Source organism: Salinibacterium sp. G-O1 (assembly GCF_030063305.1).
Taxonomy (GTDB): Bacteria; Actinomycetota; Actinomycetes; order Actinomycetales; family Microbacteriaceae; genus Rhodoglobus.
Map to the genome: position 1 here is coordinate 455,957 of NZ_JASISV010000001.1, position 14,930 is coordinate 470,886.

General features: G+C 64.2%; 17 protein-coding genes. 6 read left to right on the plus strand and 11 right to left on the minus strand.

Annotated elements, in window-relative coordinates; all coding sequences use genetic code 11:
- Positions 1–77: 77 nt before the first annotated feature.
- Entirely contained in the window at positions 78–881 is an 804-nt protein-coding gene (gene heR, locus QMG83_RS02230) for a heliorhodopsin HeR (RefSeq protein WP_283503737.1), read from the plus strand.
- 13 nt (positions 882–894) lie between these two features.
- Here heR and ppk2 read toward each other — a convergent pair whose 3' ends face one another.
- Together ppk2 and QMG83_RS02240 are read right to left on the minus strand one after the other, a co-directional pair.
- Positions 895–1,704: a polyphosphate kinase 2 gene (gene ppk2 / locus QMG83_RS02235; RefSeq protein ID WP_283503738.1), complete on the minus strand. Its 810-nt coding sequence runs from the start codon at positions 1,702–1,704 to the stop codon at positions 895–897.
- Entirely contained in the window at positions 1,697–2,701 is a 1,005-nt protein-coding gene (locus QMG83_RS02240) for a diacylglycerol/lipid kinase family protein (protein WP_283503739.1), read from the minus strand. The genes ppk2 and QMG83_RS02240 overlap by 8 nt, the downstream gene beginning before the upstream one ends.
- Positions 2,702–2,777: 76 nt before the next feature.
- Here QMG83_RS02240 and QMG83_RS02245 point away from each other — a divergent pair, with 76 nt between their 5' ends.
- Positions 2,778–3,584 carry a DUF1206 domain-containing protein gene (locus QMG83_RS02245; protein WP_283503740.1) on the plus strand — a complete coding sequence of 269 codons (807 nt, stop codon included), beginning with the start codon at positions 2,778–2,780 and terminating at the stop codon, positions 3,582–3,584.
- On the opposite strand, the gene QMG83_RS02250 is transcribed toward QMG83_RS02245, so the two are convergent.
- Complete coding sequence (locus QMG83_RS02250) at positions 3,581–4,321, minus strand: phosphatase PAP2 family protein (protein ID WP_283503741.1); 741 nt, start codon at positions 4,319–4,321, stop codon at positions 3,581–3,583. The genes QMG83_RS02245 and QMG83_RS02250 overlap by 4 nt on opposite strands.
- A gap of 215 nt (positions 4,322–4,536) precedes the next feature.
- On the opposite strand from QMG83_RS02250, the gene QMG83_RS02255 reads away from it, so the two are divergent.
- The 3 genes from QMG83_RS02255 to QMG83_RS02265 are packed head-to-tail and all read left to right on the plus strand — an operon-like array spanning position 4,537 to position 7,450.
- Entirely contained in the window at positions 4,537–5,121 is a 585-nt protein-coding gene (locus tag QMG83_RS02255) for a DUF4956 domain-containing protein (protein ID WP_283503742.1), read from the plus strand.
- Complete coding sequence (locus QMG83_RS02260) at positions 5,121–5,885, plus strand: VTC domain-containing protein (RefSeq protein WP_283503743.1); 765 nt, start codon at positions 5,121–5,123, stop codon at positions 5,883–5,885. Before QMG83_RS02255 ends, QMG83_RS02260 begins: the two co-directional genes overlap by 1 nt.
- Before the next feature lie 2 nt (positions 5,886–5,887).
- Positions 5,888–7,450, plus strand: a complete 1,563-nt coding sequence (locus tag QMG83_RS02265; RefSeq protein ID WP_283503744.1) for a carbohydrate-binding domain-containing protein — start codon at positions 5,888–5,890, stop codon at positions 7,448–7,450.
- 54 nt (positions 7,451–7,504) lie between these two features.
- Here QMG83_RS02265 and QMG83_RS02270 read toward each other — a convergent pair whose 3' ends face one another.
- From QMG83_RS02270 to QMG83_RS02295, 6 genes are all read right to left on the minus strand, one after another.
- Entirely contained in the window at positions 7,505–8,212 is a 708-nt protein-coding gene (locus tag QMG83_RS02270) for a DUF4386 domain-containing protein (RefSeq protein ID WP_283503745.1), read from the minus strand.
- Positions 8,213–8,334: 122 nt separating this feature from the next.
- Positions 8,335–8,994 carry a response regulator gene (locus QMG83_RS02275; RefSeq protein ID WP_283503746.1) on the minus strand — a complete coding sequence of 220 codons (660 nt, stop codon included), beginning with the start codon at positions 8,992–8,994 and terminating at the stop codon, positions 8,335–8,337.
- Entirely contained in the window at positions 8,991–10,121 is a 1,131-nt protein-coding gene (locus QMG83_RS02280; protein WP_283503747.1) for a sensor histidine kinase, read from the minus strand. Before QMG83_RS02280 ends, QMG83_RS02275 begins: the two co-directional genes overlap by 4 nt.
- A gap of 5 nt (positions 10,122–10,126) precedes the next feature.
- Positions 10,127–10,786 carry a DUF2306 domain-containing protein gene (locus QMG83_RS02285; RefSeq protein ID WP_283503748.1) on the minus strand — a complete coding sequence of 220 codons (660 nt, stop codon included), beginning with the start codon at positions 10,784–10,786 and terminating at the stop codon, positions 10,127–10,129.
- 102 nt (positions 10,787–10,888) lie between these two features.
- A complete protein-coding gene (locus tag QMG83_RS02290; protein WP_283503749.1) occupies positions 10,889–11,221 on the minus strand; it encodes an ArsR/SmtB family transcription factor in 333 nt (110 codons plus the stop codon).
- Positions 11,221–11,700, minus strand: a complete 480-nt coding sequence (locus QMG83_RS02295; RefSeq protein WP_283503750.1) for an SRPBCC domain-containing protein — start codon at positions 11,698–11,700, stop codon at positions 11,221–11,223. The genes QMG83_RS02290 and QMG83_RS02295 overlap by 1 nt, the downstream gene beginning before the upstream one ends.
- Positions 11,701–11,913: 213 nt before the next feature.
- Here QMG83_RS02295 and QMG83_RS02300 point away from each other — a divergent pair, with 213 nt between their 5' ends.
- Complete coding sequence (locus QMG83_RS02300) at positions 11,914–12,519, plus strand: GNAT family N-acetyltransferase (RefSeq protein ID WP_283503751.1); 606 nt, start codon at positions 11,914–11,916, stop codon at positions 12,517–12,519.
- On the opposite strand, the gene QMG83_RS02305 is transcribed toward QMG83_RS02300, so the two are convergent.
- Positions 12,516–14,210, minus strand: a complete 1,695-nt coding sequence (locus QMG83_RS02305) for an ABC1 kinase family protein (RefSeq protein ID WP_283503752.1) — start codon at positions 14,208–14,210, stop codon at positions 12,516–12,518. The genes QMG83_RS02300 and QMG83_RS02305 overlap by 4 nt on opposite strands.
- Before the next feature lie 37 nt (positions 14,211–14,247).
- Positions 14,248–14,817, minus strand: coding sequence for a PadR family transcriptional regulator (locus QMG83_RS02310; RefSeq protein WP_502948988.1), 570 nt, complete (start codon positions 14,815–14,817; stop codon positions 14,248–14,250).
- Between the last annotated feature and the right edge of the window lie 113 nt (positions 14,818–14,930).

Sequence of the window (14,930 nt, forward strand, 5' to 3'; positions counted from 1 at the left end):
ATCCCGACCCCGCTACTCGGGGCCGAGTTGCGGCAGCGATGCTACGGTCGGGATTCACCCGACAAAGGAGTTGGATTATGGCAAGGAAGGTCTACACCCCTGATCAGCAAGTAACCCGGTTGCGGATTTACAACATGGTGGCTGGAAGTGTGCACCTGGTGCAGGCCATCGGCTTCGCCATTGTGCTCACGATGCTCAGCTCTCAGGTTCTCTTCGCCGTTACTGCCGACTATCTGGCGGGCCCTCCCGGAGTGCCCGTGCCTCCCGAGCGTGTGACCCTTTTCGAGGTGAACATCGGCGTCGGCGTTGTTGCCTTCCTTGCGCTCAGCGCCTTCTTCCACTTCCTCATCTCAAGCCCCGCGTTTTTCGGCCGATACAAGAACGGGCTTCAGCACAACCGCAATTACTTCCGCTGGGTTGAGTATTCGCTGAGCTCGTCGATCATGATCTGGCTCATCCTTGCGATCAATGGTGTCACCGACATCGGTGCGCTGTTCGCAGTGTTCGCCGTCAACGCCGCCATGATCCTGTTCGGTGCGCTTCAGGAGAAGTACGAGCAGCCCGGTTCCGGCGGCATGCTGCCCTTCATCTTCGGATCGATGGTCGGCATCGTTCCGTGGATCCTCATCCTTATCTATTTCCTGCGACCAGGCAGCGCAAGCGATGTTGCGGCACCTGGCTTTGTGGTGGGCATCGTCATCTCGCTGTTCGTGTTCTTCAACACGTTCGCCATCAACCAGTGGCTGCAGTACAAGCAGGTCGGTAAGTGGAAGAGCTACCTGCAGGGTGAACGCACCTACATCACCCTGAGCCTTGTCGCTAAGACGGCGCTGGCCTGGCAGGTGTTCTCGGGCGCCATCATTCCGGCTATCGCGAACTGACCGCCGGACGCCGCTACTTCAGCGTCGAGGCGTGGTCAGGCACGTACCGAAATTCGTCTTTGTCGGGTCGCTCGTAGTCGTCGGCACTCGGGCGATCCGGGATCTTGACCTTCTCGGGCTCGAGGCGCTCATAGGGCACGCTCGAGAGCAAGTGGTTGAGGGTGTTGATTCGCGCGGTGCGCTTGTCGTCGCTCTCGATCGTCCACCATGGTGCTTCGTCGATATCGGTGCGCTCGAACATCTCGTCTTTGGCCCGGGAGTAGTCCTCCCACTTGGTGATGGATGCAACGTCGGTCTTCGAGAGCTTCCAGCGTCGCAGGGGATCCTTCTGCCGCGAACGGAAGCGCTTTTCCTGCTCGTCATCCGAGACCGAGTACCAGTACTTGAGGAGGATGATCCCATCCTCGACGAGAAGGCGTTCGAGCACGGGCGTCTGCTCCAGGAAGCGTTCGTGTTCCTCGGGTGTGCAGAAACCCATGACCTTCTCGACCCCTGCCCGGTTGTACCAGGAGCGGTCCATGAGCACGATCTCGCCGGCCGTCGGCAGGCGCTCAATGTAGCGCTGGTAGTACCACTGGCCCTTCTCCGACTCGGTGGGCTGAGCGAGAGCTACAACTCGGGCCGAGCGTGGGTTGAGGTACTGCATGACCCGTTTGATCGAGCCACCCTTGCCGGCGGCATCCCGACCTTCGAAGATCACGAGCACCCGGGTTCCGGTCTCGACGACCCAACGCTGCATATCAACGAGCTCGGCCTGAAGGCGCTCAAGTTCCTTCTCATAGGCCTTCTTGGGCATCTTCTTGGCGTACTTGGGCTTACTCATCGACAGGTGCTTTCAGTTTCAGGGCGCCGGGCGACACTCGCGCGGTGAACGCCACGGCCTCGCCGAACGGATCGCCGTCCAGTTCAATTTCCGCCGCCCGGCTCAGGCGAACCTCGAATTCCGTGAGTTGGGCGATGTCAACAGCGTCGACATCGACGTCAGTCATCTTGCGGCCAATTTTCGTGCGTTTGACCACCCCGTTTTCCCAGAACACCTTGAACACAAGCTGGAACCAGCCCCGGATCGATTCCGGTTTCAAGACGACGATGTCGAGCATGCCGTCGTCCACCACGGCTTCCGGCAACAGCAGGATGTTGGCCGGCAGCGAACCGCAGTTGCCCACGATCACGGCCTGTGCGCTGCCACCTCGGCGACTCTTCGGCTTGTCAGAGCGATATTGGATGCGCAGCTGATCCTTCTGGCGGAGCACGCGAAAGAGCGCGTGCGAGTAGGCCAGCCATCCGACCTTCTTCTTCAGGTCCGGATCGGTGTTGTTCATGATCTTGGCATCCAACCCCACGCCCGCCATCACAAGGAAGGTGAGGGTTTCGGACTTGCCGCCCGGCCTCTTGATGTCGATGACGGCGACGTCGATGTTGCGATCGGTGCCGGAGTACGCGGTCCGGATCGAGTGCTCGATGTCGTCGAGCGTGAGCTCCAGGTTTCGGGCGAGCAGGTTGCCGGTGCCTGAGGGCAGCAGCGAGATCGCGGTATCCGTTCCGGCGAGCACCTCGGCGACCGCGCGAACGGTGCCGTCGCCTCCGGCCGCGATCACCAGAGTGGCGCCGGCTTCGAGCGCTTCCTTCGCCTGGCCTCCGCCCGGATCCTCCTCGGAGGTTTCAAACCAGAGGGTGTTCCAGTCGTGCGACGCCTGCTCTGCGGCGATAGCCGCTTTGATCTCGTCGATATCGACCTTGATGGGGTTGTAGATGACGGCCGCAGTTGCGCGGGCGACGGGAATTGTGCCGCTCGAAGACGGACTCACGACGGATGACATGGAGCGATCCTAGGGCGGTCTGAGGCTCAGGATAGGGGGTTGACATTGTGGGCGACGTGAACGGTACGCTGCCGCAATGAATACACGTCCAGCCAAAAAGGTCGCACGCGACACCCGGAGTTCAGACGCGCTTCACTTCCTGGCTCGAGCTGGCTTCGCCGTCAACGGCCTCGTCCACATCATGATTGGCCTCATCGCCTTCGGCGTGGCCACCGGAACAGGAGGGCAGGCCGACCAGTCGGGTGCCCTAAGTCAAATCGCGGCGAACCCTGGCGGAACAGCCATCCTCTGGGTGGCCGCAGTCGCGCTCGCTGCCCTCGGTTTCTGGTTGATTCTCGGCGCCTTCCTGCTGCCCAGTTCCGACCCCAAGAAGAAGGTTGTGCATTTCCTTTCTGAGGCGGGCAAAGGCGTTGCCTATTTGGCGGTTGCTGGCACGGCCGTGACGTTCGCCCTTGGGGGGTCATCCAGCAGCGAAAGAGACGTCGACACCTTGAGTGCGCAACTCATCGCTGCACCGGGCGGAATTCTTGTCTTGTGGGCCATTGCACTGGTCGTCTTCGGCGTCGGGGTGTACTTCGTGACGAAAGGCGTCAAGCGCCGCTTCATCGACGACATCGACCTGCCCAGCGGCAAGGCGGGCAAGCCGATCGTCATCCTGGGCGTCGTCGGGTACGTCGCCAAGGGGATCGCGCTCGCATTCATGGGAATCCTGTTGGGGATCGCCGCCTTCCGCACAGATCCCTCTCAGGCGGCGGGCCTCGACGGCTCGCTCAAGACGCTCGCTGAGCTGCCGCTCGGCCAGGTCATTCTCGGAATCATCGGCCTGGGATTCATGGCCTACGGCGTCTACTGCTTCGTGCGCGCACGCATCGCGCGCCTCTAGCGTTTCTCACCCGTCACGCGCATCGTGCGGTGGGTATCGAGAGCGATGATCCCGCCGAGCACGGTCAGCGACAGGAACACCGAGGCCAGCGCGTCCGACGGCCAGTGGTATCCGAGATAGATGCGGCTGATGCCGGCAATGAAGATGAGGATCACCGCGACAGTGAAGGAAATCGCAGCGATGCGTGGCCTCTCCCGACGGGAGAAGACCAGGTAAGCGATCAGAAGCATGAAGTCTGCAGCACCGGCCACGTGACCGGAGGGGAACGACGGGGTCATGTCTGAGCCGAAGAGCATCTGATCGAGGGGCGGTCGTTCCCTGCCCACGAGTCGGGTGACCACCTGCACGACGATGAGTCCGGCAAGAAGCCCGATAATCAGCAGGAGCGGGCGCCAGAAATGCTTCGAGAAGAAGCTCCACGCGATGACGACGACCAGGGCGATAATCGGCAACGACACCGGCCCAAAGATCACCGCCAGCCAGATCATCACGGAGGTCACGGTGCCGGATTGAGTGCTGATGAGCCATTCGTGGAACGGCTTATCGAGCCCAGGGACCTCGCCCTGGCTGGCCACGAGCACCAGTAGCGTCACGAACCCGGTTACGCCCACGGCAATCAGCACGGCCGACCACGTGTACAACTTGCGTTTCGTTGACGCTGGGACTTCACGGACTTCGACGAGGAACTTCTCGTGGAATGCGCGCAGCCGCGACTGCTTTTCTGTGGCCTGGGTCATCTCGACTCCGTTTCGTGCGGCAGTGGTGCCATGATCGTGTCCGGTCAGAATATGGGAGCCGCGCAAAACCCAGCTACCCGTTGTCTCCGGCGGCCGAGTATGAGTAGCGGGCGATCTGCCTCTCGCACACTCACACACCGCTCATGGGATCGTCATAGGAAGCTCATAGGGATTGCCGGTGGGATGTTCCTTGTCACCACAGACAGGAGCATCCCATGGTTACAGCAGTCATGATCGCCATCGATCTCGTCGCGATCGTCATCCTCATTTTCGGCCTCTACTTCCCGCGGCATCGTCGCAAGGATTTGGTCGTCGCCTTCCTGACCGTGAACGTCGGGGTGCTGGCGGTCTCCCTGGTTCTGGCGAACATGACCGTGGGGTTGGGCGTCGGCCTCGGGCTGTTTGGGGTGCTGTCGATCATCCGGCTCCGGTCTTCTGAGATCAAGCAGCACGAGATCGCGTATTACTTTGCGGCTCTCGCCCTGGGCTTGCTTGCCGGCCTCTCGACCACTATCGACCCGCTGATCGTCGGTCTCATGGTGCTGATGCTGGCCGTCATGCTCGTCGGCGACCACCCGAGGCTGTTCGGAACGTACCGGATGCAGACGATGCAGCTCGACACCGCATACACCGACGAGGTGGCGCTCACCGCGGCCCTCGAAGGGATGCTCGGTGCGCGAGTGCACCACGTGACGGTGCGTCACGTCGACCTCATCAACGACTCGACACTCGTCGAGGTGCGCTACCAACTCGAACCTTCGTACCGAACCGTTGAAACACACGAGCGACTGGACGCCTGATGACAACCGCAACTACGATCACCGGACTGACTCCCATCTCGCTGGTGGAGCTCAACGAGAAGGCGGCCCTGCAGACCAGGGTTGATCGCAAGTACGCGCTCAGCCGAGTGGACGCCGCCATGGTGCTGTCGGCAGTGGATGCCTCGACCAGGGTTCTCGAGATCGACGGCCAGCGCGCCAGTTCGTACGAATCCGTCTACTTCGACACCCCCGACCTGCTGAGTTATCGGATGGCGGCGCACGCCCGTCGACGCCGGTTCAAGCTGCGCACCCGGTCGTACCTCGACTCCCAGCAGACGTGGCTGGAGGTCAAGACCCGTGGCGCACGCAGCACGACGGTGAAAGACCGGATCGAGCACGAGTTGGAGCACCGCGACCGGCTCACGGGCTCAGCGAGGGACTATGCCGACAGTGCCCTGGAGTCTGTCGGCATCGATAGTCCGGCCGGGCTGGAGCTGGTGCCGACCCTGGTCACCCGCTACGACCGCACGACCCTTTTCATCGAGTCGAGCCTCAGCCGCGCCACGATCGACAACAACCTCAGCTGGGAGGGCAGCGACGGCCGGATCATGCATCGCCCCGACCTCGTGATCATCGAGTCGAAGTCGGGCTCGCGCACCTCCGAAATCGACCGGCTGCTCTGGCGGTGGGGCCACCGGCCCGTCAACATCTCCAAGTTCGGAACCGGACTTGCCGCCATCAGACCAGACCTTCCATCCAACAAATGGGCGCGAGTGTTGCGCCGCCACTTCTCAGGAGCTTGATCATGAAGAGCAGGAAATTCACCCTTACCGCCGTCGCCAGCACGCTGTTCATCGGCGGCATGCTTCTTGCCGGATGCTCGGCCACCGTCGCGACGGGCACCGCATCCGATGCCACCGTCGCAGAGAGCACCGTCGCGTCGACCGTCGAGCTGGGCGCGGCCGCCACGGCGGTGCTCGCCGCTAACGCGAATTCGACGACCGTGAACGACGACGAGTGGTCGATGGAGGGGGCGGTGAGCATCGCGCTCAGCGGCACATCCGCCACGGCCGACGGCGCCGGCGTGTCCGTCGACGGCACCACCGTGACGATCACCGAGGCTGGCACCTACGTGCTGTCAGGAACGCTCGACGGTCAGGTCGTCGTGAACACCGACCAGGAGGGGGTCGTTGCCCTCGTGCTCGACGGGGCACAGATCTCCAGTTCGACCAGTGCCGCGATCGCCGTTCTGAACGCCGAAGACGTCGCCGTGTCGCTCAGCGGGAGCAACATCCTCTCCTCCACTGGTGCCGACGAAGAGGCGAATGCGGCGCTGTTCAGTGACGCAGACCTGACTATCTCCGGCGACGGATCGCTTGAGGTGACCAGCGGCGCGAATGACGGGATCACGAGCCTCGACGACCTCATGGTTCTCTCGGGTGAGATCACCGTCACCGCGGCGGACGACGGGCTCCGAGGCAAGGATTCGCTGACCATCGAGGGCGGGACCGTGACGGTCAACGCCGGCGGAGATGCTCTCAAGTCAGACAACGAGGAGGATGCCACGCGCGGGTACGTCCACATCGCGGGCGGCACCCTCACGCTGGTCGCGGGCGACGACGGGGTGCAGGCGCACACCGACCTCGTCATCACCGGCGGATCGACCACCATCGACGCGACGGATGATGGTCTCAAGGCGGAGGTCGACCTGGTCGTCTCGGGAGGCGCGACCTCGGTGTTGAACTCCTACGAAGGAGTCGAGTCGTATTACATCACCATCGAGGGCGGCAGCCTCGACGTTCATGCCAGTGATGACGGGATCAACGCCACCAGCGGAACCAGCACCACCACCGACGTCGGGGGAATCGTCGAGGCCGATGATGGCGCCCTGGTTTTGATCACCGGCGGAGAGCTCACGGTCGAGGCGGAGGGTGACGGTCTCGACACCAATGGTTCGGCCCTGATCACCGGCGGCACGACGACAGTGTTCGGCTCATCGAGCGACCGCGAGGGAGCTCTCGACACCAACGGCACCATCGTCGTGGATGGCGGCACCGTGCTGGCTGTCGGCACGACCGGCATGGCAACCTCGCCCGACGACACGTCGGCGCAGGGCTGGTTGAGCGCCGCGCTCGACCAGACCTACGTGGCCGGTCAGAGCGTGCAGGTGCTCGACGCTGACGGAACGGTGGTCGCTGAGTTCACCTCGGTGAAGTCGTTCCAGTCGGTCGTGCTCTCCGCGGCAGCCCTGGTCAACGGCTCCACCTATACGGTCACCGTCGACGGACAAACCGCCGGAACGGTGACGGCGGGAGTCGCGGCCGCAAGCATGGAGGGCGGCATGGGAGGCCCGCCGGCTCGCGGCTAGCGACTCGTGGCATCTCAGAAGACCCCGTCAGGTGTGACGGGGTCTTCTTGTCGGCTATCGCGCGCTCTGCATGGTGGGCACGTGCGTGGCCGGTGCCGGTCGGATTGCCCAGATGAGCAGGTAGGCAATGGTCCACAGTTCCCCGACCGTCGCAGGCACGAGCAGCGTGTCCCTGATGATGCTCGGAAGCGCGGGGAGCGCTGCGCCGATGAGGGCGCTCAGGATGAAGCCGCCGCCGCCAACGATGAGCACCCAGCCGAGCGATACGGGCATCCGCCGGGTCGAAATCATGAACCATCCCATGGGCAGCAGCCACAGCCCGAAGAACACCGGCCCTGCGGCCCAGAGCGAGTCGTAGATTGAGAACAGTAGTGCCACGCCGGCGGCCGCGTCGCCTGCGGGCGCAAGCGCTGCCGTGCTCGCGCCGTGAGTGGCCGCGGAGAGCATCGCCGAGCTTGCGAGAAGAACCAGGCTATTTGCTACCCCAAATGTGGCGACAGCGTATGCGGCGACGGGGCGCTCCCGATGAAACAGAGCAAAGAACCCGAGTGCAACGAGGGCCTGAGTGAGCACCAAGAACAGTTCAAGCGCGACGGCGGCGTTAGCGACTTCAGATCGTTCCAGGATGTTCGCAAGTGTCGCGACCGGATCATCCATCACTTCGAGTTGTGGGCGGATGACGAGCTGGCTCAGCAGCCCGGTGATGAGGAAGGTGAGGTAAGCAACGCCGGTAAGACGAGCGATGCGGGCGGACGGGTTCATCGTTTCTCCCAACAAGGGTGTCAAGTGCAGATCGAGATATTCAGCCGGGTGGTGCGGGACGGGCTACCCGGTCGTTCGGCCCATCCGTTCATGGCCAGGGTGACCATGTCGCCTCTCCTTCGTCAGTTGTTTCGGCGGCGCCCGAGCGCCCAGATCGCGATCTCGACGCGATTGCGCACGCCGAGCTTTGTCATGAGGCTCGTGAGGTGTGTCTTCACGGTGCTGAGTGTGATGTGCAGCTCCGACGCGATCTCGAGGTTGCTGAGGCCGCGGGCCACGGTGGCGAGTACATCCTCTTCGCGGGAGGTTAAGGGCTCGATCGGCTGAGCCGGAGCTAGCGGGAGCCGCTGCTCCTGATGAACAAACGCTTCAAGCAGCCGCACAGTGACTTTCGGAGCGATGAGCGCCTCGCCGTCGGCAGCGGCACGGATCGCCTGAGCGAGCAGGGCCGACCCCGCGTCCTTGAGCAGGAAACCGCGGGCGCCCGCGCGCAGGGCCGCGTACACGTATTCGTCCAGGTCGAATGTTGTGATCACGACGACTGACATCGGATTCTCGACGCCGGGCCCAGCAAGGAGCCGTGTCGCCTCGAGGCCGTCGACTCGCGGCATCCGGATATCGAAGAGACACACGTCGGGACGCAAGGACCGAGCGAGGCTCACGGCTTCCTGTCCGTCGACGGCCTCGCCGACAACCTCGATGCCATCCTGCGCGTCGAGGATCGTGCGCAGCCCGGTTCGCACCAGCTCCTGGTCGTCGGCGACGAGCACTCGGATCGTCATGAGCCAGCTCCCGCGCGCGGGAGGTTGGCGGCGACGGTCCAGCCACCCTCGGGGTCGCGACCTGCACTGCACGTGCCGCCCAGAAGCTCGGCGCGCTCGGTCATCCCCGCGATTCCGTAGCCGGCAGGCGCGGCCATTCCAGTCGCCCCGTCGTCGTGCACGGTCAGGCGCACGCTTTCGGCATCAGCCGCGACGTGAACATCAATGCGGGTCGCGCCGCGCGCGTGTCTGCGGGCATTGGTGACGGACTCCTGAGCGATCCGGTACACGGCAGCCGCGACCGGAGCTGGCAGGCCGTCGACATCGCCGCTGATATGAACGGCGACGGCCGGAACCGCACTCTCGCCGCCCACCAGCTGCCAAAGGTCGGCGATCGTGGCGGCCGGTGCAAGATCCACCGAGTCGTCGCTGCGCAGAACGCGCACCATGGAGCGCATCTCGGCCAGCGTGCGTGATGCCTCGGCTTCGATAACCCTGAGCGCGGCGGTCGCGGCATCGGGATTGGTGCCAACGGTCGCGAGGCCGGCCTGCGCCTGGATCGCGATCGCCGAGACGTGATGCGCGACGGTGTCGTGCAGATCGCGGGCCAGTTCCTCGCGCTCACGCGATTTCACGCGATCAAGCTCCCGCAGCCGGGAACCCGCCCTAAGTCGGAACAACAGCCCGACGGTAACCGTAAAGAGCACGATCCCGAAGCCGCTGATCGCGTCGGCAAGCACGAACGGTCCGAGCAGGGTTGACGCGGCGGTGGACGCGAGCATGATGGCCAGCCCGATGACGACCGAGCGTCCCGACCCCCAGCGCGACACCGCGTACACGAGCAGCAAGACGTAAGCGACGGTGTAGAGCTGGATGTCGGCGCCGGTCGCCAGCCGGAACGTCTCGATTGCTCCCAACACGAGCACGAGCATGAGAAGCGGCCGGGTGCGACGCCAGAGTAGCGTCGGTACCCCGGCGATAGCGATGACGGCCGCCGGCACGATTTGCGGCACGTCGCTTCGCAGCATCGCCTCGATCACGGCGAGCGGCGGGATCACGGCGACGAGCAACCAGTCGCGCCAGACCCGTTTCGGCGGCGCCGGATACGCGGGGGGCGCGGTCCACGCCGAACGTAGTAGCCCGATCATGCCCCTCATGTTACGGACCGACGAATCACGATCTCGGCGATCGCGAGGTTGATGATCCAGCCCGCGGTCAGGAGGGCGACCTCGGTGGGGCCGTCGACGGGTGCGCCCCCGCTGATGGGCACCCAAGCGAGAAATACGAGAACCTGCGTGCCGGCGCCGATTCCGACGGCGTAGCCGCGGATCATCCAGGCGCGGTGTGAGCGGATGTCGCGCCGCAGGACCGCGCGGAGGCCCAGCAGGATGCTCATGACCATCAGGGCGGCAAAGCCCACGCGGACTATCGTGTCGTATTCGGGACGCGGGTAGAACACGGCCATCCACATCCCGGAGAGGCCCGTGATGACGCCCGCTGGAGCGAGGATGCGCCCGGAGACACGATGCCAGCTGGGGCGGCCGCGCCGCAGTTGCGGCACGAACTGGAAGGCTCCGAGCAGCAGGTAGATTGTGGCGGCGACAACGTGCGCGACCACTGGGACAGGCGAGTTGAAGAACCGGGCATTGGTGTCCGTGACCTCGGCCCCGACCGTCAGTTCGGTGAGCCGGAAGGCGCCGGCGATCACGGGCACAAGGCTCAGCAGAATGAGGCCGGTGGGGACGAGCCAGATGGGGCGCCCTTTGAGGCGTGGGCGCCGGGATGCCGGGGCCGAAGTCTGTTGAGTAGTCACCTTCTCAGACTGGCGCGGCAGCGGGCGCAGCACATGGGGCAGAAGTACGGGATTCGAGTCAGTCTTATGGCTGGGTCGAACGGGCAAGCAGGAGGGTGCCGATTACTCGACCTCGAGACGCGGGAGGCTTTCGGCGATCGCCTTGATCGCCGAAAGTCGACGGTCCCACTCGGCACCAATGGCGTCAAGCTTTCGTGCCGTCACGCTGAGTTCCGCCCCGACGGCACGGAAGCGCAGCTCCCGCCCCACGCGCACCGACTCCACAAGGCCGACCTGCTGCAGCACGCCAAGATGCTTCGCGATCGCCTGCCGTGAGACCGGCAGGCGATCGGCGAGCGCCGAGGCCGACGCATCCCCTTCGCCCAGAGCCGCGAGGATGCTCCAGCGGGTCTCGTCCCCGAGCGCGGCGAACACCGGCACCAGCATCGCGGTCATCAGGAGGTGCGCTCCAACAGCGCGACGAGCTTGTCGAGCTCCGCGTCCCAGCCGCCGCGGTGGTCTTCCATGTCGGCAATGGGATCTGAGGCCGTATCGAAGCCGGTCTCTACGACTGTGAGCCGGGTGCCACCCTCGTACTCTTCGAGGGTGAAGGTGAAGACCGTCGAGTGTTCTTCATCCATTTGTTGAGGCGTGACCTCGCGTTGTCCGTCGCCGCACCAGCGGTACGCGATCATCCGTGGCGCGTCCAGGGCCTCGATGCGCAGGGCTAGCGGTGCGCGCTCCGGCCACGTGATGGTTCCGGTTGCGCAAATGCTGACGGGGCTCAGTTCAACGCGGCCGAACCATTGAGAGATGTGTTCAGGCACGGTGACGGCAGACCACACCGAGTCGATGGGGGCAGCAATAGTGATGGTGCGGCGTACCGTAAGCGCGGTCGTGTCGATGACGGATGCTTCGTTATTGGTCGTGCGCATGGTGTTCGTTCCCTTTCGTCACGTTTTCTCTGTGCAATCACATGGTTGCACAAAGAATCGGCTACCGCAACCCCTCAGTTGCAATTGCGCTCACGGCAGGCGAGGATCGGGCCGGAGCCGACACGCGGCGCTAGGCTCGCCTCGGTAGGCGGGGTCGCAGACCCCGGACCCGACCGCAGACCTCAGGCGCAGACACCTCCTCGAAGGGCGAACATGACACCTCGACGGGCACCCCACTACCGGGCACACGAGTTTGCTGCCATCAGCACGCCGCGGTTGCTCCTGAGAGCGATGACCTCCGGCGATGTCGACGACGTGCACGCCTACATGTCGAACCCGGACGTGTGTCGATTCCTGCTGCACGAACCGCGCTCGCGCGAGACGGTGGCACTGAAGATCGAGGAGTGGTCAACGATGGGCCGGCTCGCGGTGCCGGGTGACGACCTGCAGCTCGCCATGGAATTCACGACCGACGACCCGGAGGCCGGGAGAGTAATCGGACACACCTATTTCAAGTTGACGAGCGTCGACGACGTCACGGCCGAGATTGGTTGGACCCTCCACCCGGGCTTCGAGGGCAAGGGATACGCCACCGAGGCGGCCGCAGCGATGCTGGCCTATGCCTTTACAACCCTTGGACTCAATCGCGTGTACGCAGAACTAGACCCTCGCAATATCGCGTCAGTCGCGCTGTGTGGCCGGCTGGGGATGCGGGAGGAGGCGCACTTTCGGGAACACATGTGGCTGAAGGGCGAGTGGAGCGATACCGGCATCCACGCAATTCTTCGATCCGAGTGGTCGGCGCGCCAGAGCGGTTAGAGGGGTCCGCGGCGCGCGATGGTCCCGGCAAACAGCGCGTGCAGCAGCGGGAGCAGCGACGCGACCATCATGACCGTCCCGAAGACAGCATCCTGAGGTCGAAGTACGATGCCGCCGATCAACAGAGCGGCGAAGAGGATGGCCGAGATCAACTGTCGGCCGAGGCGTTCGAGCGCTCCGAGCCGACGGTCGAGCTTGGGGGTCTGCACCGCGATCCTGCCCTCATCGATGCGGGTCGTGAGGTCGTCGACGCGCTGTGGCAGTCGCGCGAGAATGCTCGCCATCGACACCACCTTCTTCGCGGCATCCTGCACCAGCTTTCCGCCCTCGCTGCGGATCAGCTGAGCGGAGTAGGGTTCGACGGCGTCCCAGATGTTGAAGGCCGGATTGAGGGAGCTCGCCATGCCCGAGGTCATCGACATCGCGCGCACGATCAGCAGGAAGTTCTCGGGAAGCTGGAACGGCTGCGTGCGCACCAGGTCTCCGAATTCGAGGGCGAACGCCCGGAACTCGCGCGGGTCGACCTCCTGCAGCTCGGCGAAACCCATGCCGCCGAAGCGGGCGAAGGCGGTGGTCATCGCTCGCTCGAGCTCGACCGTGTCTGCTGAGGGGAGAAGCACACCAACATCCCGGATGCCGTCGACCATACCCTTGCCGTCGCGGGACGCCGCCGCGATGAGGAGGTTTCTCAGGCCCTTCCGGAGCCCCTCCGGCACCTCGCCCATCATCCCGAAGTCGATGAAAGTGAACTTCCAGGAACGACCGGCACCGTCCGGGTTGGCGAGAGGGGTGACGAAGATGTTGCCGGGATGCGGATCTGCGTGGAAGAAACCGTGGAAGAACAGTTGGTCGAACATCACCGCGGCAAACTCCGCGGCCACCTCGACCGGGTCGATGCCGGCGGCCCGCAGGCCGTCGACGTCATTGATCTTGATCGCCGTGACATCCTGCGACGTCAGCACTCGCCGGGTGGTGCGTTCCCACACCAGCTCGGGTACGCCGACCCTGTCGTCGTCGGCGAAGTCCTGGCCGAATCGCTCGCCGCTGGCCGCCTCGTGCAGGTAGTCGATCTCTTCGAGGCTCGTGGCCGCGAACTCCTCGACGAGAGCCGGCATGTCGACGCGATTGGAGACGAGTCGAATCCGACTGAGCCACTGGGCGACACGGCGAAGCGCCATGAGGTCCACATCGACGATCTTGTCGATACCCGGCCGCTGCACCTTCACCACGACGTCGCGCAGTCCGGTGTCTTCCGCATCGATATTCGACAGCCGGGCGCGATGAGCCTGGCCGAGGGATGCCGCAGCGAGAGGTACGGGGTCGACGAAGGAGAAGGCGCGCTCGAGCGGCACCCCGAGCTCGGCTTCGGCGAACACCCGAATCTCATCAAACGGGACGGCGGGAACCTCATCCTGCAGCCCCTCGAGTTCTTTAGTGATCTCGGGCGGCAGCACGTCGAGCCGGGACGACATGAACTGGCCAACCTTGATCATCAGACCGCCCAGATCGACAGCGAGCACATGAAATCTGCGCGCGATGTGTTGCAGGCGTGCCGGCCGACCTCGTGCCACGAACCCGGCGAGACCAAACCGGGGAAGGAAAAGCTCGAACCACCACGCCTGAGCCAGGTAACGTGCCGCGAATCGCAAAATCTTGCGGTAGCGGGCGCGCATGGCGCGGGTCTCGGTCATCTAATCTCCCTGATGCAGCGGCGCTGCCGGCACCCGTTTAGTCCTGCGCGAGGATGGTGTAGAGCTTACGGCGAGCGTCTTCGAGCACGCCAACAGCCTGCTTCACCTGCTCAGCACTCCCGGATCGCCCGACCTGCGTCGCTGCCTGGGCGAGCTCGAAGCCGGCCTTGGTCAGCGCTCCAGTCCGCCCGCTTTCGCGAGCGCCCTGCGTGTCCCATGGCGCTTTGGTGTCGGCCGCAGCGCCTGCCACCTGTCGTCCCTCCTCCGTAAGGGAGTAGGTCTTTCGACCGTTTGATTCCTCGGCAACGATGAGACCCTCGTCGGCCAGCAACTGAAGCGTGGGGTAGACCGAGCCTGGGCTTGGCTTCCACGCGCCGCTGCTGCGTTCGTCGATCTCGTGAATGATTTGATAGCCGTGCATCGGCTTCTCTGCCAGCAATGCGAGTACCGCGGCGCGCACGTCGCCTCGACCCATTCTCGGGCCGACTTTCTTCTCGAATTGACCGCGCAACTGCTCCATTGCTTCCCATACGGCGCCGCCTGGCCAGCTGTCGCCCGCCCCGCCGCGGTGTCCGGTGAACCCGCCACCCATAGATGAATTGCTCATGACGTCCTCCTTTGCGCCAGCACCCAAACGCGCTCGGCGATACTTAACGATATATCGTTAACCATCGTGTTGCCCGTGAACTTTGCCGAGTAGAAGTAGCGTCACTACGAAAC